Genomic DNA, 25,371 nt, shown 5'->3' on the forward strand with positions numbered 1-25,371 from the left:
ACAGTGCTGATCACTGGCGCGGGTCGCGGCCTTGGCCGCGAGTTGGCGAGACAATACGCGCAGCAGGGCTGGCATGTGATCGCCTGCAGTCGAACGCCACCGGCGGATGGCTATGAGGACGGTACGGAATTTCAGCCGCTCGACGTCGCCGACCCGGCCTCGATCTCCAACTTGGCGGCTCGGCTTGCCGGCCGGCCTCTGGACATTCTCATCAACAATGCCGGCGTCCGAAGCAGTATTGCCGGGCTAGATCATTTCGAACCCGACGAATTCCTCGAAGTGATGGCGACTAACACCCTTGGTCCTGTGCTCATGATCCGGGCAGTGCGCGCCAATCTTCGCCTAGGTCGTACCCGAGTGGTCGCCAACATCGGAAGCCGTGCCGGCTCGATGGCGGAGGGGCTGCTGGACGACGACGATGATGACTACGCTTACCGCTGCTCCAAGGCCGCGCTGAACATGGCTACGGTCCAGCTTGCCCACGACTTGGAAGCGGACGGCATCACGGTGCTGTCGCTCCACCCGGGCTGGGTAAGGACCGACATGGGCGGCGAAGAGGCCGTGCTGCCGGTCGCTGACAGTGCCTGCGCTTTGCGGGCGATCATCGCGGCTGCAAAACCGGAATGCAACGGCTCGTTCCGTGCGTTCGATGGTCGCCGGGTCGGATGGTAAGGACTTTGGCAGGGTATGGGGGGCCTGCGCGGGATACGTTCTGCCGGCAGCCCCCTGAAACCCTATTCGGCCGCGAGCGCCGTCACCTCGCGCCGGAACGGCAAGGTGTCGCCGATATCGGGCTCGTCGAGCTCGCGGGCGAAGCGGTGGCCGGCATAGGTCGCCCAGGCGATGGGGCCTGGGGCTTCGGCATCGCCGATCACCTTGATCGAACGGATGCCATTGTCAGCCCATTCGTCACGGCGCGCCTTGAGGTCCTGCCAGATGCTGTCGTTCTGCTGCCGCGAGGCCACCAGCACCACGGCGTCAGCGGCGATGTCGCGCTCGGCGCCGGTATAGACACAAGCGGTGGCAACGCCGCCTGCCGCGATGCGCGTGACAGCGCGGTTCAGCACGATCTCGACGCCGAGTTCGGCCAGCCGGCGGTGGATGGCGCCTTGTTCCAGCGTGTTGCGGGTCCAGTCCGACACATAAGCCGAGGGCGTCACCAGAGTGACCTTTGCGCCTTGCCTCGCCATCAGTTCGGCCAGCACACCACCCATATAGTAGTGGTCGTCGTCGAATAGCACGACGTTGCCGACTGGAACGTTGCCGTCCATCAGGTCGTCAGGCGTGTAGACGGGCGTCGCGGCGTCCATCGGCATCGGCACGACATGCGCGCGCGCGACGCCGTCGCGACGCCAGGTCGAGCCCGTGGTGATCGCCACATTCTGGAAGCCGAAGGCCAGGATATCGTCGGCCGAAAGCCGGCTATCGAAATAGATCTCGACGTTCGGCATCTGGCCAAGCTGGTATTGGCGGTAGTCGCGCACGCGCCCCCAGGCCGAAAGGCCCGGAAGACGGCATTCGCGCGCTACGCGCCCGCCAAGCTCGGTGCCGGCTTCCGCCAACGCTACCTGGTAACCGCGAAGTCCCAGCGCGCGTGCAGCCTCCAGGCCGGCAGGGCCTGCGCCGACGATCAGCACGCTCTCGCTCTCGCCCTTCGGCTGCATCCGCTCCGGGTGCCAGCCCTTGCGCCATTCCTCCATGAAGGTCGGGTTCTGGGTGCAGCGCGAGATCGACATGGTCATGTCGCCGGTAATGCAGATGTTGCAGCCGATGCACTCGCGGATGTCCTCGATGCGGCCTTCTTCGACCTTCTTGGGCAGGAAGGGGTCGGCGATGGAGGGGCGGGCGCAGCCGATGAAATCGAGCGTGCCCGACTTGATCATCCTCACCATCACGTCGGGAGAGGTGAAGCGGCCTACGCCGACCACCGGCTTGGAGGTGAGCTTCCTGATGCCGGCGACGAGGCTTTCCTGCGCCGCCTCGTCCTTGAAGCGCGAGGGGCCGGAACAGTCCTCCCAGGCGCCGTGGGCGAGATCCCACAGGTCCGGCAGATCGGCATGCATCTCGATCATGTCGCGCACTTCGGAATTGGCGAAGCCCAACTCGCCGATCATCTCGTCAAGCGAGATGCGCAGCGTCAGCCCGCAAGTGTCGCCGATGGCGTCGCGCCCTTCCTCAATCAGTTCGCGCATCAGACGCGAGCGGTTCTCCAGCGAGCCGCCATATTCGTCGGTGCGCTGATTGGTGGCGGTGGACAGGAAATGCTGGATGATGCCGAAGCCATGCGCCCCGTAGAGGCAGACCAGGTCGAAGCCCGCCAGCTTGGCGCGCTTGAACGCGTTGCGGTGCCAGCGGCGCAGATCGCGTATGTCCTGCTTATCCATGGCGCGCGCCTGCACCGGGTCGTTGGTGAAGGTGCGGATCGGCAGCGCCGTCGGTCCGCGCGGTACTTCGCGCGTGTAAAGGTTGGGTCCGTTGATGCCCGAATAGGCGAGCTGGATCCCCGCCAGCGCGCCGTGCGAGCGCATGGCACCGGCCATCTTCGCAAGCGCGGGGATGTCCTGATCTTCCCACAGGCGCAACTCGATGAAGGGCGTGATCTCCGAGGTGTGGTGCATCTCGGTCTGTTCGGTGAAGATGACCCCCCAGCCGCCTTCCGACTTCATGCGTCGCATCTCTGCAGCTGCCGACGGATCGCGATAGCCGCCGCCATTGCAATGCGGAACCTGGTAGAAGCGGTTCTTGGCCGTGACTGGACCGATCTTCATCGGTTCGAACAGAACATCGTAGCGTGGATCGCGCATCGAACTCCCCTTGCTGCGGGCCGGCGGTTGACACGCCGGCGGGCCGCATCGCCTCTAGGCAATACTCCTTGCGGTACTCATAAGAGGACGGCGGCTTCGGAAAACTAGAGTTTTCTTCTGCATCGCTTAGGAACCGCCTAATCGGGTGATCGGCAGGGGCTTCGGTCCAGCCGAAGCAGGGCTGAAACAAATGCGTCTTCAAGCCGGCCTTGCATTGGTGCTAGAGCCTGGGAAACCAACAGGCAGCCATTGTCATGGACAGCATTCGCATTCTCGAAAAGCTGATCGCATTTCCGACCGTCAGCCGGGATTCCAATCTCGATCTCATCGGCTATGTGGCGGAGTTGCTGGAAGCGAAGGGCATTTCCAGCCAGCTCATCCACAGCCCGGACGGCCACAAGGCCAATCTTTTCGCCACCATTGGTCCCACCAGCCAGCCCGGTGTCATGCTGTCTGGCCACACAGATGTGGTGCCGGTCGACGGCCAGGCTTGGACCGTGCCGCCCTTCGAGATGACCGACCGCGACGGCAAGCTTTTTGGGCGCGGCGCCGCCGATATGAAGGGCTTCGTGGCCTCGGCCGTAACCGCCTGCCTGAGAGCCGCCGACATGCGCCTTAAGACGCCGCTGCATCTGGCGCTCTCCTATGACGAGGAGGTTGGTTGCCTGGGCGTACGCAGCCTCGTGGAGATGCTGTTCGCCGCCCCGAAGAGGCCGCTCCTGTGCATCGTCGGCGAACCAACTTCCATGCAAGTCGCCACCGGGCACAAGGGCAAGGTCGCCGCACGGGCCGTCTGCCGCGGCCGCGAAGGCCATTCGGCGCTGGCGCCGCTGGCACTGAACGCGCTGCATCTCGGTTGCGATTTCGTCGGCGCGCTCCGGCACGAGCAGGCTCGCCTCGCTCGCGAGGGCGCACGCGACGGCGACTACGACATTCCCTACACCACCGTTCACGCGGGGAAGATGAATGGCGGCGTTGCGCTCAACATCGTTCCCAACCTCTGCCATGTGGATTTCGAGATCCGCAATGTAGCGGCCGACGATCCCGAGGCCATCCTCGGCCGGCTGCGCCACGGCGCGGCTCGCATCGTCGCGGAGGCCGCCACCATCGCGCCCGAGGCCGCCATCGACATCGAAGTGACCAACACCTATCCCGGTCTCGACACGCCCGCCAGTTCCGAGGCGGTCGCCTTCGTGAAGTCGTTGACCGGCGCAAACGGCACCATGAAGGTGGCATACGGAACCGAGGGCGGATTGTTCAGCCGCGACCTCCAAACGCCCACTGTTGTGTGCGGTCCCGGCTCCATGGCACAGGGGCACAAGCCGGACGAGTTCGTCAGCGTCGAGCAGATGCGTCGCTGCGATGCGATGCTTGACAAGCTGCTGGGGCGGCTGGCGACGGAACGCTTGCAGCCGGCCGGCTGATTACACCTATTCCACCACGCGTTCGGTGCCGAACACGCCTTGTTCGCCGACGAAACGTCGGCAATGGGTGATGAAGGCCTGCACGGTCTGGGTGCGGTGCTCGGCATTTGGCATTGCCACACCCATGGTGAGTGGCCTCAGTTCGCCGTCCATCGGTACGAAGACCAGGGGCTTGCCGTCCGGAGCGAGCGTGTTGAGGGGGCGCATGTTGGCGATGCCATAGCCGAAGCCGTTCGCCACCATCGAGCGCATGACCGCGATGTCGCCCGTGCGCTCGGCTATGTTGGGGCGCAGCCCCTTCTGCTGGAAGGCCGACAGGAAATATTCGCGGCTGAACGGCAGGTCGAGCAGCACCATTGGCTGGTCGACCAACTCCTCTGGGGAAATCGACGACCTTGTGGCGAGCGCATGTCCCGCCGGCAGCATGACATAGGCCGGAAGCTGCATTAGCGGTTCGAAGGCCATGTCCTGCGAGAGTTCAAGATCGTAGGTCAGCGCCACGTCGATCTCACCGCGCTGGAGAAGTTCCAGCAACTGGCCCTGGTTGCGCTCGAACTGGCGCATGCGGACCTCGGGATAGGTATCCTCGAACTTGCGGCGCAGCGCCGGCAACATGATCTGGGCGAAGGTCAGCAGGCAACCGACGGCCAGCGGGCCGCGAACCTTCTCGGCGATGTCGCCGGCAATGTCATGCAGCGCGTCGGCATCGGCAAGCAGGCGCGCGGCTTCCTTCAGAAACACGCGGCCGCCGGCGGTCAGCGACAGGCCGTGCGAATGCTTGCGCACGAAAAGCTGCACGCCGAATTCCGCTTCGAGCTGGGCGATGGAGGCCGAGATCGACGGCGGCGAGACGTTCACCTGCTCCGCTGCCTTTGCAATCGAGCCGGCTTCGCCGACGGCGACGAAATATTCCAGTTGTCTGAGCGTGAAACGAAGTGGCATGGGCGGCTATGTTGCGGGTTTCTACGCCCCGATCAAGGCGCTGTCGCCGCCGATCAGTACTTGATCCACGTGGTTTTGAGCGCGGTGTATTTGTCCAGCGCATGCAGCGAGAGGTCGCGGCCGAACCCTGATTGCTTGAAGCCGCCGAATGGTGTCATCGGGCTCAACGCATCCACCGTGTTTACCGAGACCGTGCCGGCGTGGAGCCGCTCGGCGATGCGGTGCGCGCGCGACAGGCTGTCCGTCCACAGCGATGCGGCCAGGCCGTAGACGCTGTCGTTGGCGATGCGGATGGCCTCCTCCTCGTCGTCGAAAGCGATGACCGAGAGGACCGGTCCGAAGATCTCGTCGCGGGCGATGATGTCGGTCGGCGAGACATCATCGAAGATCGTCGGTTGCACGAAGCTGCCATGGCCGTTGACGGTGACCTGCTCACCGCCGGCTACGAGCCGTGCCGTCTTCTTGCCGGCCTCCACGAAGCGCATGACGTTTGCGGTGTGCCGGGCATCCACCATGGCGCCCATCTTGGAGGCCGGGTCGAGCGGATCGCCCGGCTGGGTGGCGGCGGCGCGTTGGATGAGCTTCTCCACCAACGCATCCTTGACGCTGCGCTGCACAAGCAGGCGCGAATTGGCAGAGCAAACCTCGCCTTGGTTGAAGAAGATGCCGAAGGCCGCCATGTCGGCAGCCGCGTCGAGATCACCGCAATCGGCAAAGACGAGGTTGGGGCTCTTGCCGCCGGTTTCCAGCCACACCTGCTTCATGTTGGACTGGCCAGAATATTGAAGGAACAGCTTGCCGACCGCCGTCGAGCCGGTGAAGGCGAGGCAATCGACATCCATGTGGCGGCCGAGCGCCTGGCCGGCGGTTTCGCCAAGGCCAGGCACGACATTGAGCACGCCAGCGGGCAGGCCCGCCTCCATTGCCAGTTCGGCGAGCCGCAGCGCCGAGAATGGCGACTGCTCGGCCGGCTTCAGCACGACGGAATTTCCGGCCGCAAGGGCTGGCGCGCATTTCCACGTTGCCATGTCGAGCGGGAAGTTCCACGGCACCACAGCGCCGACCACTCCGAGCGGCTCGCGCCGCACCATGACCAGGTCACCTGCGCCGGTGGGTGCCACCTCGTCATAGACCTTGTCGATAGCTTCGGCATACCACTGGAAAATGCTGGCCGAGCCCGGCACATCGACGGTGGCGGCGTCGTTGACCAGCTTGCCCATGTCTAGCGATTCCAGCAGCGCCAGCTCGTGCAGGTTCTCGCGCAACAGCTGCGCGAGGCGCAGCAGCACCTCCTTGCGATGTGCCGGCGTGGCGCGCGACCAAGCGCCGGATTGGAAGGCGCGCCGTGCCGACGCGACGGCAAGGTCGATATCTTCCTCGCCGCAGGACGCGACTTCCGCCAGCGTTTCGCCGGTGGCGGGATTGACGCTTGCGAAGGTGCGGCCGGACCGCGCGCCGACGAACTTGCCGTCGATGAAGGCCTTGTCGCGGAAGCGGATGGCGGATGCTTTGCCGATCCAGTCCTTGTGGCTGAGTTCGCTCATTGAGGCCTCCTGCTTCTGTCGGCTGTCTATTCGTCGCCTGGCACGCCGTAGCTCGGCGCCTCGGAAGGGTTGATGGCTCGGGTCACATATGCGTCGAGCTGGGGCTTGTAGATGTCCCAAAGCTTCGCCAGTTCTTCGATCGGGCAGGCGTCGGTCCAGTCGCAGCGCAGGTCCGCTACCGGCCAACTCACCTCGCGCACAAGTTTCATGCCGGAGGAATGGACCGGCCCAGCCTCGCCACCCACCTTCAGCGCAGCGCGCATAGTGGCGATGATGCGGTCACCGAGATGACCCTCCGAAGTCAGGAAGGCGTCCACCATTGCTTGCGGCACGCCGTCATTGGCGAGCAGGTTGCCGCCGCAGGCGACGTCTTGCGCCCGTGCCTCGGCCCAAAAGCCCAGCGCCTTCGGCCCGGAATGAATGGCGCTGATGCCTGCGGAATCCACCGCCAGAACCTGCCTGTACTCGCTGTAGGCGCCAGTGCGCTTTAGGATGGCGACGGCCTCCGCAGCGGAGGCGCCACGCGCCATCAGTTCCAGTCCGCGCGGCCCAAGGGTCGGATCGGTGATGTTCTGGCTGGCGACCGCGCCGACGCCTGCCTGCGCATAGGCGCAACGCGCGGCCACGGCCGGTGAGGACGAGGACACTGCCACACCGAACATGCCGGTGCGGCTGCAGCGCGCGACGATGGAGAAGGTCATGGCGTGCCCGTCCTTCGGCTCAGTCCGGGATCACGGCAGTACCGTCGATCTCGACCAGCCAGTCGGGGCGGGCCAGTGCCGTCACGACCAGACCGGTCGAAACCGGGTGCACGCCTTTGATGTATTCTCCCATGGTCCGATAGACCGCTTCGCGGTGGCGCACGTCGGTGATGTAGACCACCACCTTCACCAGGTGCTCCATCGTGCCGCCGCACTCCTCGATGAGCTGCTTGATGTTCTGCATGACCTTGTGGGTCTGCTCGACGGGGTCGTGGCTGTTGATGTTCTTGGCAGTGTCGAGGTCCTGCGGGCACTGGCCGCGCAGGAAAATCGTTGTGCCGCGCGCCACCACCGCCTGACAAAGGTCGTTGTCGAGTTTCTGCTCGGGATAGGTGTCTTTGGTGTTGAACTTGCGAACTCGTTTATGCGCCACGTTGGTCTCCATCAGATCGGGCTCGAGGTCAGGATATCCGTCGCGCATCGTTTGGCTCGACGGCTTTCGCGCAAAAGCCCCTGCGACCGCAGCCCGCATTTCTCGGTCAATTATCCCCAGCGCGGACAGGCTCTAAAGAACAGTCTTTCTCATCCCTGCTAAGGATGCTCCTAATCAGGGGACGGGAGCCCGAGGGCGCCGGGCTTCACCGCCATGGGACCAGAAAGCTTACGCGGGCTCGGTCTCACGCTTTGCAGCGTGATACGCCAGGTACTTGCGCTGCGTTGAGATGCGATCTGCCAGATGCTTGGCGTCGTGCCAGACACCCCAGATGAAGCTGGACCCCCTGCGGGACTGCCATGGCAGTCCCAGGAAATAGATCCCCGGCTCTACCGACACGCCGCGTTGGTGCTTCGGCCTGCCCTTGTCGTCGAAGGCGTCAACCTTCAACCAGCTGTAATCGACTGTATAACCCGTCGCCCAGATGATCGAGGTAATCCCGGCCTCCGCCAGATTCAATTCCAGAACAGGATTGGACACGCACTCGGGATCCGGATCGAGCTTGCGGGCGTCGGGCTCTTCGGGAAGATCAAGGCCGTTGCGGGCGACATAGGCGTCGGCTTCGTCTAGCAGCGACATCAGATTGGCATCCCCGCGTGCAATGTTCTGGCCGAGATCGCGCGCGAAGGTCATGACGCCATCATTGTAGGTTTCCGTCCGTCCGACCAACCTCATGCCCTGCGCGGCAAGACGCCGGAAGTCGATCGTCTCCCCGCCACGTGCACCGCTCACCGCGATCGTGACATGCTCGGTACCAGGCCCGGGCGTTTCGGCATCCCACTTGCCAAGAACCCCCAGCCACCAGCAAAAATCACGCCCGCGATAGCCGCGGGGAGGGCGGTCGTGCGGACCGACCGAGAGATAGACGCGTTTTCCCGCGCGAACGAGCTCGTCCGCGATCTGTACGCCCGAGGACCCCGCGCCAACCACCAGTACCGCTCCCTCGGGCAACTGCCCAGGATTGCGGTAGGCGCTGGAATGGATCTGCAAAAGCCTAGCATCTTCAGGCACGAGGTTCGGAAAGATGGGGTGCTGGAAGGGGCCGGTGGCGGCGACCACGTTGGCGGCCTCGATGACACCATGCGAGGTTTCGACACGGAAGCCGGGCCGACCCACGTTCTTTCGCACTTCCTTCACTTCCACCCCACAGCGGATCGGGGCGGCGATCCTTTCCGCATAGGCGACGAAATAGTCCGCGACCTCTTCCTTGCCGACAAAGGCATCGGGATCGGCACCGGGAAACTCCATGCCCGGAAACCGGTCATGCCAGGCAGGACCGTTGGCAACTAGCGAGTCCCACCTTTCGGAGCGCCAGCGCTCGGCAATGCGGTGCCGTTCAAGGACAAGATGAGGCACGCCGCACTTGCTCAGATGCTCGCTCATGGCCACCCCCGCCTGGCCACCACCAACAATAAGCGTATCTACTTTCTCAACTGACATTTCAGTGTCCCTTCTTGGGCCCCCGAGAATTTCTGCGGATGCGGCGGAGGTCTGGTCGAGGGTTTACTGGAGGGGCCTGAACGCGAAAATTACGATTTCATGTTGCAGTGGTTAGCCTGTCCCTAAATGCCGGGGAGGGATCGCTGAGGCGCGGGGAATGAATCTCCGATGTAAGGGATAGCAATTTCCGAATTTCGCCTGCGCGCGACCGCCAAATATAGTTGCGGCAGTCATCGCGCCGCAGCGCGGGACGCAAGCTTGCCGCTTCCCATTCGAGATCATCTTCATGGATATGAACCGCGCGCTCCAACAGAAGAAGGCGGTGGAGATCAAAGGCGTCTCCAAGGCGTTCGGTACCTACCAGGCGCTGAAGCCCGTCACCTTCGACATATACGAGAACGAGTTCTTCACGCTGCTTGGCCCTTCCGGCTGCGGCAAGACCACGCTGCTGAGGATGATCGCCGGTTTCGAACAGCCCAGCACGGGAGAGATCTCGTTGCGCGGCTCGAACATACAGGGTCAGCCGCCCCACAAGCGGCGCGTCAACACCGTCTTCCAAAGCTATGCGCTGTTCCCGCACATGACGCTGGAGCAGAACGTCGCCTTCGGGCTGGAGAACCTCGGTTGGGCGAAGGACAAGCGCGAGGCTCGCGTGGCCGACATGCTGCGCCTCGTTCACATGGACAAGTTCGCCGCGCGCAGGCCGCAGCAACTGTCAGGTGGCCAGCGGCAGCGCATTGCGCTCGCCCGAGCGCTGGCGCCGGAGCCGGAGGTGCTGCTGCTGGACGAACCGCTCTCAGCACTCGACCTGAAGTTGAGGCAGGCCATGCGTGATGAATTGCGCACCTTGCAGCGCCAGACCGGCATCACCTTCGTCTTCGTCACCCACGACCAGGAAGAAGCGCTCGACATGTCGGACCGCATCTGTGTGCTGGGCGATGGCGAGATCCAGCAATTGGGGACGCCGGCCGACGTCTACGAGGAGCCCTCGAACCGCTTTGTCGCCGACTTCATCGGCGAGACCAATTTCCTCGATGCCCAGGTGATCTCGGTGGATGGCGAGCGCGCCACAGTGTCGATCCCATTCGGAATGACGTTGAACGTGCTCCATAAGGGGGCCGTCGCCGGCGGCAAGGCCGTGATGTCGATCCGCCCCGAAAAGATCAACCTGCCTTCGCAGGACGGGCAGGTCTCCGTCGCCGGCACCATCGTTAGCGCCAATTATCTCGGCGGATATACCCACTACCTGGTGGACGCGGGCGGTGCGCAGCTGCGCGTTTCCAAACGCAATAGTGTCAGCCGCGACCGCATGCTGGAGGTTGGACGGCCGATCACCGTTAGCTTTGCGGCGGAGTCCGCAAGGGTGCTGGGCGCATGACGCGGCGGCCGAAATCGCCGGGCTGGAACGTGCTGGGCCTGCTGCCGGCTCAGCTCATCATGTTACTGACCCTCATCATCCCGGTCGGCATCATTGTCGTGGTGTCGTTCTCCACGCGCGGGCCCTATGGCGGCTTCGACTTCATCTTTACCACCGCTCCCTACAAGCAAATCCTGTTCAACGAGGGTTGGACCGGTGAACTCGAGTTCAATCCGCAATATCTGATCGTGGTGGCCCGCACGGTCGTCCTGTCACTGGTAACGACCGCCATCTGTACGCTGCTGAGCTTTCCGGTCGCCTATTTCATCTCGCTGCAGAAAGCTTCGGTGAAGATGGCGCTAATCTATCTCGTCACCTTGCCTTTCTGGGTGTCGATGATCGTGCGCGTCTATTCCTGGATCATCATCCTCGGTAACGACGGCGTCATCGCCAAGGCATTGCGTGCGTTGGGTCTCGTCGACAACATGGGCAGCCTGCTGTTCACCGACACTGCCATGCTGGTAGGCTTGGTCTACAGCTACATCCCGTTGATGATCCTGCCGGTCTTTGCCTCGATCGAGAAACTCGATCCTGCGTTGGTCGAGGCCTCGCACGACCTATACGGCAGTCGCTTCACCACGCTGCGCCGCGTGATACTGCCGCTCTGCAAGCCTGGAATGGTGGCCGGCGCGATCCTCGTCTTCGTGCCCAGTCTCGGGGCGGTGCTTGAGCCGACGCTTCTGGGCGGCGGCAAGACGATGATGATGGGCAATCTGATCCAGCTACAGTTCGGCGCGGCCCGCAACTGGCCGCTTGGGGCAGCCATTTCGATCGTGCTGATGTCGGCGGTGCTGATCTTCTTGATGTGGCGGGGGCTTCAGGCAATGCGCAAGGACGGGCGGGAGGGCGACGCATGAGCGACGGCAATGTCAGACGCTATCCGGGCTTTGGCCTCTTCAGCCTGCTCTTCTTCGTCTACCTTTATCTGCCCATCGCGGTGGTGATCTTCTATTCATTCAACGCCAACCGCATCGTCGCGAACTGGGGCGGTTTCTCGCTTCACTGGTATACGACGGCACTCTCGAACACCGCGCTGATGGATGCGGTCAAGACATCGCTGCTGGTCGCCGCCATAGCCACTGCGGTTTCCACGGTCGTCGCGCTGATGGCAGCCCTTGTTCTGGTGCGCGGCAAGAACGTGCGCTTCCCCCGCGTGTCCGAAACGATCGTCAACCTGCCGCTGCTGTTGCCGGAGATCGTCGTGGCGGTGGCAGTGCTGATCCTGTTCTCGCAGCTGGGGCTCACCAACGGCCTCCTGAAACTGACCATCGCCCACACCACCTTCTGCATTCCCTTTGCATTCCTGCCGATCCGCGCCCGCCTGCAGGGCATGGACGCGGACCTTGAGGAGGCGGCGCGCGATCTCTATGCGTCGAGCTGGGTTGCCTTCCGGCGGGTCACGCTGCCGCTTATCCTGCCCGGCGTGTTTGCTGGCGCGATGCTCGCCTTCGTTATTTCCATGGATGACTTCATCACCAGCAGCCTGCTGAACTCGGGCGGCGCGACCACGTTGCCGGTCTACATCTTCTCGCTCATCAAGCAAGGCGTGTCGCCGCAGCTCAACGCCATCTCGACACTGATCATGATCGTATCGGTGGCGCTGGCGACCGTGGCTTTCCTGCTTCAGCGCAGGCAGTAGAAGAGAGCGAAGTTTTTCCTAACCAACGCGTCGGGCAAATCAAATTTATCAGCCCGGCCCGTTTGCTATCGTTCTTCTACAAAAGCACCTCAGAGGGAAAAACATGTCTGTACGCACCCGCATCGCAGCGCTTGCCGCGGCTAGCGCCATGAGCCTTCTTGCCACCGTCTCTGCCCAGGCCGAAGGCACGCTCTCGATCTATGCCTGGGCCGATTCCATCTCGCCCGATATGGTAGCCAAGTTCGAGAAGGAAACCGGCATCAAGGTCACGGTGGACGCTTTCTCCTCCAACGAGGACCTGCTGACCAAACTCCAGGCGGGATCGTCGGGCTATGACATCGTCACGCCCTCGCAGCACTTCGTGAAGATCATGGTCGACAGCGGTCTGCTCGAGGATATCGGCGCTTCATCGATGTCCGCCTTCCAGCAGATCCTGCCCGAATGGCAGAAGCAGTGGTGGGACCCAACCGGCAACTATTCGGTGCCGCTCGCCTTCGGCAATGCCGGCTTCACCGTCAACCGCGATCTCTACAAAGGCCCCGTGGATAGCTGGAAGATCTATTTCGAACCGTCCGAGGAACTGAAGGGTAAGATTGCCAGCCTGGCCCAGCCTGACGAGGTGATCCCAGCCGCCGAGAATTATCTCGGGATCCCCTATTGCAGCGAGGACCCGAAAGAGATGAAGCGGGTGCTCGACCTGCTGCAGGCGCAGAAGCCGTTCGTGGCCGCTTATTCCAGTGACAACATCGAGAACCGCGTCGGCAGCGGCGAAGTGGCGATGCACTTCTGGTGGGACGGCAACACCATGCGGCTGCGCCGCAACGACAAGGCAAACGTCGAATATGCCATGCCCAAGGAAGGGCTGGTGGGTTGGCTGGATTCCTATGTTGTTCCGAAGGGTGCGGCAAACATCGAGAACGCCAAGAAGTTCATCAACTTCATGGCGCAGTTGGACAACGCCACCGAGCAGTACAACTACTACGGCCATTCCTCGCCGGTGCAGGTCGATCACGACAAGGCACTCTACAACAAGGAAAACGCGCCGGAGCTGTTCCCGACCGTACCCGTCAAGATGGGGCAGGCCTGCTCGCCCGCCGCACAGGAACTCGTCACCAAGGTCTGGACGCAGCTTCTCCAGTAGGTGGGACTCCGGTGACCCTGAGACGACGGCATCGATCATGACCGAAACATATGACTACATCGTCGTCGGCTCAGGCTCGGCGGGTTGCGTGCTCGCAAACCGCCTTAGCGCCGATCCGGCCATCCGGGTCTGCCTGATCGAAGGTGGCGGCAGCGACCGTAGCCTGCGCGTGAAGGTGCCGGCCGGCATCCTGTCGCTCTATGGCAACCCGAATTTCGACTATTGCTATGTCGGCGTGCCGCAGCCGTACCTCAACAACCGGAGGATTCCGGTCAACCGCGGCAAGGCACTCGGCGGCTCCACCTCGATCAATTCGATGGTCTACATCCGAGGCGCCGCAGCCGATTATGACGAATGGGCTGAACTCGGCTGCCAGGGCTGGTCCTACGCCGATGTCCTGCCGGTTTTCAAACGCCTGGAATGCAACCTGCTGGCGCAGGACCGGCGCTTCCACGGCACGGAAGGCGAGCTTCTGGTCGACAATCCACGCGACCCGAACGCCTTGTGCCATATGTTCGTGGCGGCCGGCAGGGACGCGGGCCTCCCGGAAAACACCGACTTCAATGCCGAAAGCCAGTTCGGCCTCGGCGTTTACAACGTCACGCAGGATCGGGGGCAGCGCTTCAGCGCCTTCACCGCCTTCGTGCGTCCGGCCATGAGCCGTCCGAACCTGACGGTCCTGAGCGGATGTGAAGCCCGCACTGTGGTTGTTTCGGGCAAGCGGGCCATCGGGGTGCGCGTTCGGCATCAGGGTACCGAGCGCGTGTTGACCGCTTCCCGCGAGGTAGTGCTTTCGGCCGGCGCGATCAACTCGCCGCAGATACTGCTGGAATCCGGTATTGGCCCCGCCGGGGAACTGCAACGGATCGGGATCGAACCGGTGCACGATCTGCCAGGCGTCGGCAAAAACCTTCAGGACCATGTGGACGGCATGATCACCGTCCGTTCGTCCAGCACGCGCACGCTCGGCCTCTCTGTCTCCAACCTGCCTCGCATGCTAGCCGCGCCCTTCCAGTATGTCGCGCGCCGCAAGGGGATGCTCACCACCAACTATGTCGAGGCGGGCGGTTTCGCGCGCACCAGATACGCTGAGGGCGTGCCCGACATCCAATTCCATTTTGTGCCGGGCTACCGCAGTCATCGCGGCAGGCTGGTGGAGTACGGCCATGGCTACGCAATTCACACCTGCGTGTTGCGACCGAGAAGCGTCGGCGAAATCACGCTTTCGAGCGATGCGTCCAAGCGCCAGGCGCTGATCGACCACCGCTTCTTCTCCGACGAGCACGACGCGAAAGTTCTCGTCGAAGGCATCAAGATCGCGCGCAGCATCTTAGCTTCGCAGGCTTTTGACGCGGTGCGGGGAGTGGAAATGTTGCCCGGCAAAGATGTGCGTTCCGACGACGAGATCCTGGCTTATCTGCGCGCCGAGGCGCTGACCGTCTATCACCCGGTGGGCACCTGCAAGATGGGCACTGGCGACATGGCCGTGGTCGATCCCCGGACATTGAAAGTGCGCGGCATCGACGGGCTGCGCGTCGCTGACGCCTCGATCATGCCGAAACTGATCGGCGGCAATACCAACGCGCCATCCATGATGATCGGCCAAATGGCGTCAGATATGATTTTGAGGCGCAACGTGGCCGCGTGAAGGCTCTCTTGGACCTTGATGAATCTTGCTGGGTAGTTCCCGGCGGTCAGGCCACGAGGGGAAATACCGCGTTGACCTGGCCTGTGCCAGACGACGTGAAGTAGTCCGTCAGGATTTCGGCACTTCCTGAATATTGCCCGCCACCGAGCGCGCCGAAGAGCATGGCTGTGTCGTGCATGAAGCCTTCGCCGTGACAAAGCTTCGAATAGAGCGGCAGCATCTTCACGAACTCCTCATTGCGCCCCTCGCGCCATAGGTCGAGAACGCGCAGATCCACCTGTTTGTAAAATTCGTCCGAGATGGTGTGAATACCAGCGGGCGCGTTGTTGTTGTCATGAATGCGGTGGGAGAGCGAGCCGCTCGCGAGAAGAGCGACGTTTTGGTTGCTAGCCTCGATGACTTTGCGCACGGCCTGGCCGATGCGAAAGCTCTCGTCCATCTCGTGCCAAGGGCACCAGGCGGCTATGGAAAGAACCCGGAAGCGGCCATCGGCATTGATGTAGCGCATCGGAACCAACGTGCCGTATTCCAACTCCAACGTGTCGACGTGGTGTGACATCATTCGGATGCCATCTGCCGAAACCAGCTTTGCGATTTCGTCGCCCAGTTCCGGCGCGCCGGAATAGTCGTATTCGAGGTTCTGGATGAAGTGTGGGAACTCATTGCTGGTATAGACGCCCTTGTATCGTTCGCGGGCGTTCACGTGGTAGGCGGTATTCACCAGCCAATGCGTGTCCAAGACCACAATGGTGTCAACGCCGAGGGCGTCGCAGCGGCGGCCGATTTCCTTCAGGCCGTCGATTGCCTGCTCGCGGCAACCGTGGTTCGGACCGGGCATTTCGGAAAGGAACATCGACGGTACGTGAGTGATCTTCGCGGCCAGCGACAGCTTGCCCATGGCTTTCCCCCTTCGTGCTTTGCCGGAATGCGAACGTTTCCAGCGCTACCAACACGTCACCGCAAGATTGCACCGCGTGCTTTGATCCAAATCAATTACTGAATATGTTAATTATAAATGGGGCGATGCCTATGGACTGCGACGCGAAAATAGCCGCCCAGTTCTAGCATCTCCGTATCCTCGACCTTGTTTCTCCACATCGCCCGAAAGATGGTCGACCTATGTTGTCTAGTCTTCTCGGGGGCAGCTTAATCGTAACGTCAAGGATGACGATGAGAGGGCGCTTTGGCGGTTGCGTTCCAGGCGCACGAGGCAGATCGAAAAACTCGCTTGGTGTATCCGACAAAGCCATCGAATGGATGTGTGGTCGGCATCAATTCCTGAGTTTCATTTCCGTCTCGGTGGATGACAGAAATCGCGATTGACAGTGAGTATGGCCATTAATAAGTTCGGTGACAGAACGAATTAAAGAGGCCATGGTGAGCGACAGCTTGCGCATATCCCGGAAGTTCTCGCAGCGCTCCGTTATGGAAGCGATCGTGCAGGGTGGCCCCATATCGCGGGCATCCATTGCCAAGCAGACGGGGCTTTCCAAGCAGACGATTTCAGAGATTGTCCGCGTACTGGAGCAGGAGGGGTGGGTCCAGGAAACAGGCCGCACCAGCGGTCATGTCGGTCGGACGGCGGTGACCTACGAACTCATCTATGATGCCGCGTATATCGTCGCAGTTGATCTCGGCGGCACGAAGGTGCGGGTCGCGATCACAGACCTCGCTTGCCAGATCTTTGCTGAAGATACGGCTCCCACAGACCCGCGTGGGGGCCACTTTATCGTTGACCAGATTGCAGCTCTTGCCTTTCAGGCGGCCGCGCGTCAGGGCATTTCCCGCGAAAAGATCAAGCTCGCCGTTATCGGCGTGCCAGGGGCGCCCGACAGCGCCACCGGTCGCGTACTTCTCGCACCCAACATCACCGATTTCGATACCATGGATGTGGTCGGTGCCTTCGAGAAGGCGTTCGGATTCGATGCAATGCTCGAGAATGACGTGAATCTGGCCGTTCTCGGTGAGAACTGGCTTGGGCAGGGGCAGGGCATCGACAACCTTGCCTATGTTGCGCTCGGAACTGGCGTTGGTAGCGGTCTAATGGTCGGCGGTCACCTTGTCCGCGGCGCTATCAACGCCGCCGGTGAAATGGGCTTCCTGCCGCTTGGTGCTGATCCGTTTGAGGCTGAATCGTTGCGAACCGGTGCCTTCGAGCGTGCCGTCGCCTCTCATGGCATCATGGAGCGCTACACCGCACTCACGGGCAAGCATCTTGATGTGCCAGCCATCTTCGAGGGTGCGGCGCATGACGACACTGCGGCGCTGACAGTGCTGGACGACACCGCCCGGCACCTTGCCCGGGGCATCGGCGCGATCGCGGCGATCGCCAACCCGGAAAAGGTGATCCTTGGCGGCTCGATCGGCCTTCGGCCGGAGATCTTGTCGCGGGTCAAGACCTTCTTGCCTCAGTGTTTCCCCTATCCTGTCGATGTCGAGACGGGCGAACTGGGGTCGCGGGCGGCGATCATCGGGGCGGCGGCGATCGGCCTTGGTCAACTGCACAACGCGCTTTTCGGCGTCGATGCACCCGACGGCCGGATCTCTTTGCCCAAGGTGGACATGCACTCGCTCAAGGAGCCGGTGTGATGGCGAACTCGAACGCCCTTGTTGCCCGTCTGCGCGCCGCGCTCGACCAGGATGCTGCGCTTGAACTCTTTCGTGGAGCCATTGGACGGCAGAGCATCACCGGCAACGAGGCCAATTTTGTTGCCTATCTCAAGGACAGGATGGAAGCGCTTGGCGTTTCAACGCTGAGTACTGCAGACTTTCTCCCGGGGCGACCGAATATCTGGGGCGAACGCAAGGGAGCGGGGGGCGGCAAGCGCCTGCTCTTCATCGGACACACCGATACGGTGCATGTCGACGGCTGGCGCGAGCACTGGGCCGGCACCGAACGCGAGGACCCATTCGCCGCGCCGATCATCGATGACGCTGTTTGGGGACGCGGCTCAGGTGATCTCAAAGCAGGCATCTCGGCTTCGCTCGCAGCCCTGGCGCTGCTCGACAAGGCAGGCATTCGACTTGCCGGAGACGTATCCTTCGCTTTTGTAGGTGACGAAGAAAGCGGTCAGCCAGGAACTGGCGTCTCGGCAGGCGTCAAGGATTTTGTTGCTCGCATCGAAAGCGGGGAGGTGGCGCGTCCCGACTTCACCGTTTATGTCGAGCCGACGCGGCTTGCCGTTTATCCGGCTCAGATCGGCTTCTTCATCGCGGACATCAGCATAACCGGCAAATCGGCATATTTCGGCGTACCGGAACTCGGTAAGGATGCGTTGCGTGCTGGTCATGCAGCGATGACAGCGCTTTGGGCGCACTCCGACGAGGTCGCCGCACGGGCCGAGCATGAATTGGTTGGCCGCGGCTTCCTTTTGATCACCGGACTTACCGGCGGCGGCTATATCGCCGTGCCGGAACGCTGCACCCTGTCGCTGATCCGCAAGCTGCTCCCAGGTGAGAACCTCGACACCGCTGCAGCTGAAATCGAGGCTGCCGTGCGTTCGGCCATCACCGATCCTGAGATCAAGGTCGAGTTCGCCTATCCTGCAGGGCGCGACCATGTGCTCGGGGGTACCGCCGCGGAAATCGACCCGGCCAGGCCCGAGGTCGCGATGCTGTCGGGCGTGCTGTCAGATGTGCTTGAAGGACGCGGCCGGATCGAAGGCGCCCCATTCTGGTCGGAATCGCCGTTCTTCGTGAACCGACTGGGCGTTCCGGCTGTCTATTGTGCACCCGGCGACATCCGCAACTGCCACACATACGACGAACACGTCGAGGTGGAGGAATATCTCGCCGGCGTCATCGCCTTTGCCGCCTTCATGGCCCGCTACTGCGGGGTGATCGAGTGAACAGCCAACTTCGCTAAATCTGATCGGGAGGAAGACATGATAGTGAGGAAAATGCTTGCGGCAGCTCTGACCAGCTGCCTGTTGTTTGGCGCCGGTGCCGCGTGTGCCCAGACCGTGGGGCCGTCGGGAGAAACTGCGACGCCGAGCGCCGACGTCAGTCTGTCGGATGCTGACATTGGGGCGCTTAGGGGAAAAGGCTACAAAGCCGCGCTTCTTTGGCACACCTCGTCTGATTTCACCAATGCCGTATCGGCCGGTGCCAAGGATGAGTTTGCTCGTGCCGGGGTGGAAATTGCGGTGACGACCGACGCCGGTTTTGATGCCGCGCGTCAGCGGAGCGACATCGAAACAGCGCTCGCGGCTAAGCCCAACGTCATTCTGGCGCTGCCTCTCGACCCCGCCACCTCGGCCGAGGCATTCCGCCAGGCGGTGAAGGATGGCACCAAGCTGGTGTTCCTGTCGAACCTGCCCAGTGGCTACAAACACGGCGCCGACTATGCCGCGATTGTCACCGACGACTTGTTCCAGATGGGCAAGCAGGCCGCCGATGCGCTGGCCAAGGCGATCGGTGGCAAGGGCAAGGTTGGCTACATCTTCCACGACGCCACCTACTATGTCACCAACCAGCGCGACCAGGCGTTCAAGTCGACGATCGAGAAGGACTATCCGGATATCAAGATCGTCGCCGAGCAAGGCATTTCCGATCCGGCGCGTGCCGAGGAACTGGCCAGCGCGATGCTGCTGCAAAATCCTGATCTCGATGGCGTCTACGTCACCTGGGCCGAGCCTGCCGATGGTGTGCTCACGGCCTTGCGTGCGAGTGGCAACGCAAAGACCAAGGTCGTGACGCTCGACCTGGCCGAGCCTGTCGCACTCGACATGGTCAAGGGCGGCAATGTCACGGCGCTGGTTGCCGACAAGGCCTATGAACTTGGACGCGCCATGGCCGCTGCCGGCCTCAAGTCACTGCTGGACCAGCAGACGCCGGCCTTCATCGTCGCCCCGGCTCTTACAGTGACGAAGGAAAATGTGGCCGATGGTTGGAAGGAATCCCTGAACCGTGATGCGCCGCAATCGGTGCTCGACGCTGCTAAGTAAATCCATACCCCGGGAGCAGTCCGCTGCCGGAAGCCATTTTCTAGGAGGAACAATCATGAATACGGGATTGAGAGGGCTTGCCCTCTTTGCTGGTCTGCTCGCAGCTACCACTGCATTTGCGGCTGGTGGTGCGACCAAGGGGCCAAACGGCGAACAGCCGACTCCGGCAAACAGCGTTGTGCTGACGCCGGATCAGGAACAGAAAATCAAGGACGGGAAATATACTGCCGCGCTCGTGTGGCACGAGATGAGCGAGTACACCAATGCGGTGAATGCGGGCGCACATGATGAGTTCAAGCGTCTCGGCATAGAGGTGATCGCCCAGACGGATGCCGGCTTCGACGCTGCCCGCCAGAAGGCCGATGTCGAGACAGTGATGGCCAAAAAGCCGTCGATCATCGTCTCGTTGCCGGTTGATCCAGCCACGGCCTCGGTCGTCTATGATCCGGCGCGCGACGCTGGCGTAAAGCTTGCCTTCGTCGACAACTCGCCTGCCGGCTATGTTCACGGCAAGGACTATGTCACGATCGTCTCCGACGACCTGTTCCAGATGGGCAACAAGGCCGCAGTTGCCATGGCCGACGCGCTCGGCGCCAAAGGCAAGCTGGGCTACATCTTCCACGACGCTGACTTCTACGTCACCAACCAGCGCGACGGTGCCTTCAAGACGACCATCGAGCAGGACTATCCCGACATGAAGATCGTCGCGGAAGCCGGTATGGCTGACCCCGCGCGCAGCGAGGAAATCGCCCAGGCGATGGTTACCCAGCACCCGGACCTCGATGGTATCTACGTGACCTGGGCGGAGCCGGCGCTGAGTGTACTGTCGGCGCTGCGCAGCGCGGGCAACACGCACACCAAGATCGTGACGCTCGACCTCAACGAGCCTGCGGCACTTGACATGGTCAAGGGCGGAAACATCGCCGCGCTCGTGGCTGACGAGGCATACAACATCGGCGTCACCGCAGCTCGCGCCGCGGCCGGTTCCCTACTCGGCGTCGACGCGAAGCCCTTCCTGGTCGTGGATTCGCTGGCCGTCACCAAGGCTAATGTCGCCGACGGCTGGAAGAAGTCACTCAACAAGGAAATGCCCGCGAGCGTCACCGACGCTGCGAAGTAAAATCCAGCGGGGGGACGGGCTCCCCCTGCATTCTGGAGGAAGAACGATGCCCTTAGCCAATACGAGCGTGACCGGCCAGCCAGCCGGTTTCGCCAGCCGTATCAATCTGCAGCAGTATGTCGTTTATCTCGGCTTCGTGGCGATCTTCCTGTTCTTCGCCGTCGTGTTGAGAGACAGTGGCTTTCTGACCGTCCGCAACCTCTCGAACATCGTGCTGCAGACCACACCGGCCACCATAATGGCGATCGGATTGGTGTTCGTCATGTCGGCTGGCGAGATCGATCTTTCTATCGGTTCCACCGTCGCGGTGGCTGCACTTGCCGCGGCAGTCACGGTGAACGAATACGGGATCTTTGCCGGCGTGCTTGCCGGTCTTGGGTCGGGCCTGCTTATCGGCCTGCTCAACGGCGCGCTGGTTGCCTATGTGCGGCTGCCTTCGTTCCTGGTGACCTTGGCGACGATGGGTTTGTTTGCAGGGGTCGCCCGCTCGATGACAAACCTGCGTTCCATCCCTGTCACCGACAGCACATTCACCGGCTTCTTCGGCTCTGGCGCCTTCCTTGGAATTCCTTCCTTGATCTGGTGGACGGCGATCGCCGTAGCCGTCGGCCACATAATCTATCGCGAAACGCGCTTCGGTGCCCACGTGCTGGCCATCGGCGACAATAATCGCGCGGCGAGTGTATCGGGCATCAGCGTTCCGCGCATAAGGCTCGCCGTGCTTACGCTCAGCGGCTGCCTCGCTGGCCTCGCCGGCCTGCTCTATGCCGGCCGACTTCAGGCGGCCAAGTATACGCTCGGCGAGACTGATTTGATGACGGTCATCGCCGCAGTCATCGTCGGCGGCACGCTGCTCAACGGTGGCAAGGGCTCCATTGTCGGCGCTCTCGTTGGCTCACTGATGATGGGCATGCTCAACAACGGCCTGATCCTGATGGGCCTTTCCGTTTCCGACCAGATGATCGTTCGCGGTCTTATCATCCTCGCCGCGGTGGCCGTATCGCTGCGCGAAAAGTCCCGCTGATGGAGATGTTTCATGTTTCTTGACGTCCTGCGCCGCCGCAACCCGGCCTTCATTGAAGCCGCAATGGCACTGCACCAAGAAGGCAAGATTCCTGCTAACGCCTATGTGCTCGACCTCGATGCAGTCGAGCGTAACGCCCGCGTCCTCAGCGACGAGGCGCGCCGCCACGGCCTCAAGATCTTCGCTATGACCAAGCAGGTCGGTCGTTCGAGCTCCTTCTGCCAGGCCGTCAAACGCGGCGGCATCGACGGGGCTGTGGCGGTCGACATGGCCTGCGCCCGCGCCACGCATAGGGCAGGGCTGAAGGTCGCTCATCTCGGCCATCTCCAGCAGGTGGCGCGTGCCGAGGCAGCGGCCGCGGCGGCGACTTTCAAGCCGGACTACTGGACGGTGTTCAACGACACAAAGGCCGCGGAGGCTGCTGCCGGAGCCAATGCCGCGGGTCGCACGCAGGACCTGCTTGCGCGTATCCATGCCGAGGGCGACACCTTCTATCGCGGTCACGAGGGCGGCTTCGACGCTGCAGACGTGGTATCCGTCGCGGACCGGTTCGATGCGCTCGCAGGTGGCCGCTTTGCCGGTATCACGACCTTCCCGGCATTGCTGTTCGACCATTCGAGCCGCAAGGTTTTGCCGACGAACAACCTTGCCACCCTTTCCAAGGCAGCCGAAGCCTTGGCCAAGGCTGGCCGCAAGGGCATAGAGGTCAACGCTCCGGGGACTACGTCGAGCGTCATGCTCGCTGCACTTGCCGAAGCCGGTGCCACGCAGTGCGAGCCGGGCAATGGCTTGCATGGCACGACGGCCCTCCATGTCATGGAAGACCTGCCCGAACTGCCTGCGGTGCTTTATCTGACCGAGGTTTCCCACCTTTCCGGCGGCAAGGCCTACTGCTTCGGTGGTGGGTTCTATATTGACCCGATTTTCCCCGACTATGACGTCCAGGCTGTTGTCGGCAGTGACCCGACGACGGCAGCTGGCGCCGTGCGCAGCGTCGAGGTGCCGCCACCCTCGGCTATCGACTATTACGCCATGATCGACGCCAGCGGCGCGAATGCGCCGAAGCCGGGCGACACGGCGGTGTTCGGGTTCCGTGGCCAAGCCTTCGTCACCCGCGCCTACGTCGTCGGCGTCTCCGGCATCTCGAAAGGCGCGCCAAAGGTGGAAACGATCGAGAACGGCTTCGGCGAAACAGCCGCTTGGCCGGTCTAGGAGGTTCGGGATGACAGCGATGAACGCAGCAGAACCCATTCTCAAGCTGAACGATATCCGCAAGACCTTCGGCGGCATCACCGCGATCGAGAATTTCTCACTCGACATCTTTCCGGGTGAGATCGTAGCACTTGTTGGCGACAATGGCGCCGGCAAGTCGACCCTGATCAAGATCATCTCCGGGGTGTATACGCCGACCTCCGGGACAATCACCATTGAAGGTGAGACGGTGGCCATGTCCAACGCGACCATGGCGCGGGCGCATGGCATCGAGGTCGTCTACCAGGACCTTGCGCTGGCCGACCAACAGACGGTCTACATGAACATGTTCCTTGGCCGCGAGCCGGTGAACAGTTTCGGCCTGCTCGATCGCCGCAAGATGATCGCCGAGACCGAGCAACTGGTGAAAGAACTGGATGTTCGTATTCCTTCGGCGTACGCCACGATCCGTGACCTCTCAGGTGGTCAGCGCCAGGGCGTCGCGATTGCCCGCGCCACCCACTGGGCTAGTAAACTCATCCTGCTCGATGAGCCGACGGCAGCGCTCGGCGTGGCCGAAACCGCGAAAGTCGAAGAGATCGTCCAGTCGCTCAAGCAGCGGAATATTGGCGTGCTCATCATCAGCCATAGCCTCGATCAGGTATTCAAGCTCTCCGACCGCATTTGCGTGCTGAGGCGTGGTCGACAGATTGGCGTCCGCGAGACGGCAAAGACCGACAAGAACGAGATTATCGCGATGATCACGGGCCTGCAGCACCATTAGGTGCTGCAGTTGATCTATGAGGGGCCGCAGCGGCTGTACCTCATCCGCCAAGTTGGATGAGGCACGAAGCCCCTTCGTCATTCGCCCGGCCGGAACGCCTTGCAGCCATCCTCGAAGACGTCGAAGAACCGGTGGCAGATGTCCAGCCGCGTCGATTCCTCGCCGTCGTCCATCATCTGGTCTATCCGCCAATAGACTGGCTCTGCCTCGCCAGCATCAAATTCGGCGCGGCCCTCGCAGTAGCGCGAAGCGGAAATATAGGTCGTTGCGGTCGCATACTGGTTCGCGGAGGCGGGTGGCGCTGCCAACACATCCGCTACGGGGGCGAGTTCGACGAAGCGGCGCCCCGAGGCCATCTGTTCGACATTCCCAAGGTGCCCACGGATTTGCCCCCGTATCACCTCGTCCATGCAGGCTGGCGGTTCGGCGGCAAACGCATTCGTGGCGAAGGCGGCGGCTGCGACGAGCATCGACGTCCGGATGCCCCTGAACGCGGAGCGGAAGGGATTTCCTGCTCCTTCCGACTTGGAACGGTTTTCCGCAACCTTTTTGAGCATCGTCCTGTCCATGTTCATCCCCCAAGGTGCCGACAGTTTGTCACCATCTTATCCGTTCCAGCGACATTTGCCTCAACCGTTCGGTTGAGGTGCATGGGTCACCGTTAGCCTACACTCTCATCGACGGCCGTTCGCGGCCGATCTACCGGTTGAGGTTAGGTTCTGGAATCATGGTTAGTAAGGACAGCCTCGTCGCAGCCTTTGCCGCTCTCATAGCCATTCGGCTCGCAAGCGTGACCGAAGCCGGCACCACTTTGCAATCGGCGGGCGATGGTGGACCCAGGAAAGCCGGCCACGTGTTCGGTAGTTTCAGTGTCGACCAACGAGCGACCTGCTCGTAGTCGGACCTTCGACAAGCGCCATTCCAGTAAGTGGTCTGCTTGAAAACCATGCCCGCGGATCGCACGACGCGGCAGTGCAGGCGACTGCGAAAAAGGATCGTGGTGACAGCGCGGCACGTGTTGTACTGGCTGCGCGCTCGATCGGAGGGTGGAAACGCGTTCGTCTGTGGAAATACACCAAACAGGAACAATACCAGTTTAATATCAGAAAAGAA

Annotated in this window: 22 protein-coding genes; 14 read left to right on the top strand and 8 right to left on the bottom strand. The window is 62.2% G+C overall.

The annotated features are described in order from the left end of the window. Window positions 1-3: 3 nt before the first annotated feature. Complete coding sequence (locus M2281_RS11290; RefSeq protein ID WP_342394260.1) at window positions 4-672, top strand: SDR family oxidoreductase; 669 nt, start codon at window positions 4-6, stop codon at window positions 670-672. Window positions 673-734: 62 nt separating this feature from the next. Here M2281_RS11290 and M2281_RS11295 read toward each other — a convergent pair whose 3' ends face one another. After that, window positions 735-2,804: an NAD(P)-binding protein gene (locus M2281_RS11295; RefSeq protein WP_280821270.1), complete on the bottom strand. Its 2,070-nt coding sequence runs from the start codon at window positions 2,802-2,804 to the stop codon at window positions 735-737. Window positions 2,805-3,058: 254 nt separating this feature from the next. Here M2281_RS11295 and argE point away from each other — a divergent pair, with 254 nt between their 5' ends. Further along, a complete protein-coding gene (argE, locus tag M2281_RS11300; RefSeq protein WP_280821271.1) occupies window positions 3,059-4,228 on the top strand; it encodes an acetylornithine deacetylase in 1,170 nt (389 codons plus the stop codon). 6 nt (window positions 4,229-4,234) lie between these two features. Here argE and M2281_RS11305 read toward each other — a convergent pair whose 3' ends face one another. From M2281_RS11305 to M2281_RS11325, 5 genes are all read right to left on the bottom strand, one after another. Next, window positions 4,235-5,170: a LysR family transcriptional regulator gene (locus M2281_RS11305; protein WP_280821272.1), complete on the bottom strand. Its 936-nt coding sequence runs from the start codon at window positions 5,168-5,170 to the stop codon at window positions 4,235-4,237. A 53-nt stretch (window positions 5,171-5,223) separates the two neighbouring features. Further along, entirely contained in the window at window positions 5,224-6,714 is a 1,491-nt protein-coding gene (locus M2281_RS11310) for an aldehyde dehydrogenase (RefSeq protein ID WP_280821273.1), read from the bottom strand. Window positions 6,715-6,740: 26 nt separating this feature from the next. Beyond that, window positions 6,741-7,415: a DUF1028 domain-containing protein gene (locus tag M2281_RS11315; protein WP_280821274.1), complete on the bottom strand. Its 675-nt coding sequence runs from the start codon at window positions 7,413-7,415 to the stop codon at window positions 6,741-6,743. A gap of 19 nt (window positions 7,416-7,434) precedes the next feature. Next, window positions 7,435-7,848 carry a RidA family protein gene (locus M2281_RS11320; RefSeq protein WP_280821837.1) on the bottom strand — a complete coding sequence of 138 codons (414 nt, stop codon included), beginning with the start codon at window positions 7,846-7,848 and terminating at the stop codon, window positions 7,435-7,437. Window positions 7,849-8,076: 228 nt separating this feature from the next. Then, window positions 8,077-9,348 carry a flavin-containing monooxygenase gene (locus M2281_RS11325; protein ID WP_280821275.1) on the bottom strand — a complete coding sequence of 424 codons (1,272 nt, stop codon included), beginning with the start codon at window positions 9,346-9,348 and terminating at the stop codon, window positions 8,077-8,079. 286 nt (window positions 9,349-9,634) lie between these two features. Between M2281_RS11325 and M2281_RS11330 the strand changes: the two genes are divergently transcribed. From M2281_RS11330 to M2281_RS11350, 5 genes are all read left to right on the top strand, one after another. Further along, window positions 9,635-10,726 (top strand): ABC transporter ATP-binding protein, encoded by a 1,092-nt coding sequence (locus tag M2281_RS11330; RefSeq protein ID WP_425537714.1) that lies wholly within the window; start codon window positions 9,635-9,637, stop codon window positions 10,724-10,726. After that, a complete protein-coding gene (locus tag M2281_RS11335) occupies window positions 10,723-11,622 on the top strand; it encodes an ABC transporter permease (protein ID WP_280821276.1) in 900 nt (299 codons plus the stop codon). Before M2281_RS11330 ends, M2281_RS11335 begins: the two co-directional genes overlap by 4 nt. Beyond that, the gene (locus M2281_RS11340) at window positions 11,619-12,404 is read left to right on the top strand and encodes an ABC transporter permease (protein ID WP_280821277.1); all 786 of its coding nucleotides are present in this window, start codon (window positions 11,619-11,621) and stop codon (window positions 12,402-12,404) included. Before M2281_RS11335 ends, M2281_RS11340 begins: the two co-directional genes overlap by 4 nt. Window positions 12,405-12,507: 103 nt before the next feature. Continuing rightward, on the top strand, window positions 12,508-13,545 hold the full coding sequence (locus M2281_RS11345) for an extracellular solute-binding protein (RefSeq protein WP_280821278.1): 1,038 nt from the start codon (window positions 12,508-12,510) through the stop codon (window positions 13,543-13,545). Window positions 13,546-13,582: 37 nt separating this feature from the next. Then, entirely contained in the window at window positions 13,583-15,193 is a 1,611-nt protein-coding gene (locus M2281_RS11350; RefSeq protein ID WP_280821279.1) for a GMC family oxidoreductase, read from the top strand. Window positions 15,194-15,239: 46 nt separating this feature from the next. On the opposite strand, the gene hpaD is transcribed toward M2281_RS11350, so the two are convergent. Continuing rightward, complete coding sequence (gene hpaD, locus M2281_RS11355; protein ID WP_280821280.1) at window positions 15,240-16,091, bottom strand: 3,4-dihydroxyphenylacetate 2,3-dioxygenase; 852 nt, start codon at window positions 16,089-16,091, stop codon at window positions 15,240-15,242. Window positions 16,092-16,567: 476 nt separating this feature from the next. Here hpaD and M2281_RS11360 point away from each other — a divergent pair, with 476 nt between their 5' ends. Genes M2281_RS11360 through M2281_RS11390 form a run of 7 tightly spaced genes read left to right on the top strand, consistent with a single transcriptional unit; the run spans window position 16,568 to window position 24,258 of the window. Beyond that, complete coding sequence (locus tag M2281_RS11360) at window positions 16,568-17,782, top strand: ROK family transcriptional regulator (RefSeq protein WP_280821281.1); 1,215 nt, start codon at window positions 16,568-16,570, stop codon at window positions 17,780-17,782. Continuing rightward, complete coding sequence (locus M2281_RS11365; RefSeq protein ID WP_280821282.1) at window positions 17,782-19,041, top strand: M20 family metallopeptidase; 1,260 nt, start codon at window positions 17,782-17,784, stop codon at window positions 19,039-19,041. The genes M2281_RS11360 and M2281_RS11365 overlap by 1 nt, the downstream gene beginning before the upstream one ends. A 36-nt stretch (window positions 19,042-19,077) precedes the next feature. Beyond that, the gene (locus tag M2281_RS11370) at window positions 19,078-20,139 is read left to right on the top strand and encodes a substrate-binding domain-containing protein (protein ID WP_280821283.1); all 1,062 of its coding nucleotides are present in this window, start codon (window positions 19,078-19,080) and stop codon (window positions 20,137-20,139) included. A gap of 55 nt (window positions 20,140-20,194) precedes the next feature. Then, the gene (locus M2281_RS11375; protein WP_280821284.1) at window positions 20,195-21,259 is read left to right on the top strand and encodes a substrate-binding domain-containing protein; all 1,065 of its coding nucleotides are present in this window, start codon (window positions 20,195-20,197) and stop codon (window positions 21,257-21,259) included. Between the two features lie 46 nt (window positions 21,260-21,305). Further along, complete coding sequence (locus M2281_RS11380) at window positions 21,306-22,283, top strand: ABC transporter permease (protein ID WP_280821285.1); 978 nt, start codon at window positions 21,306-21,308, stop codon at window positions 22,281-22,283. A gap of 12 nt (window positions 22,284-22,295) precedes the next feature. Then, window positions 22,296-23,495 (top strand): alanine racemase, encoded by a 1,200-nt coding sequence (locus M2281_RS11385; RefSeq protein WP_280821286.1) that lies wholly within the window; start codon window positions 22,296-22,298, stop codon window positions 23,493-23,495. Window positions 23,496-23,505: 10 nt separating this feature from the next. Continuing rightward, window positions 23,506-24,258 (top strand): ATP-binding cassette domain-containing protein, encoded by a 753-nt coding sequence (locus tag M2281_RS11390; RefSeq protein WP_280821287.1) that lies wholly within the window; start codon window positions 23,506-23,508, stop codon window positions 24,256-24,258. Between the two features lie 77 nt (window positions 24,259-24,335). Here M2281_RS11390 and M2281_RS11395 read toward each other — a convergent pair whose 3' ends face one another. Continuing rightward, a complete protein-coding gene (locus M2281_RS11395) occupies window positions 24,336-24,815 on the bottom strand; it encodes a hypothetical protein (protein ID WP_280821288.1) in 480 nt (159 codons plus the stop codon). Window positions 24,816-25,371 lie beyond the last annotated feature (556 nt).

The sequence above is a fragment of the Pseudaminobacter soli (ex Li et al. 2025) genome (assembly GCF_029892515.1).
Taxonomy (GTDB): domain Bacteria; phylum Pseudomonadota; class Alphaproteobacteria; order Rhizobiales; family Rhizobiaceae; genus Pseudaminobacter; species Pseudaminobacter soli_A.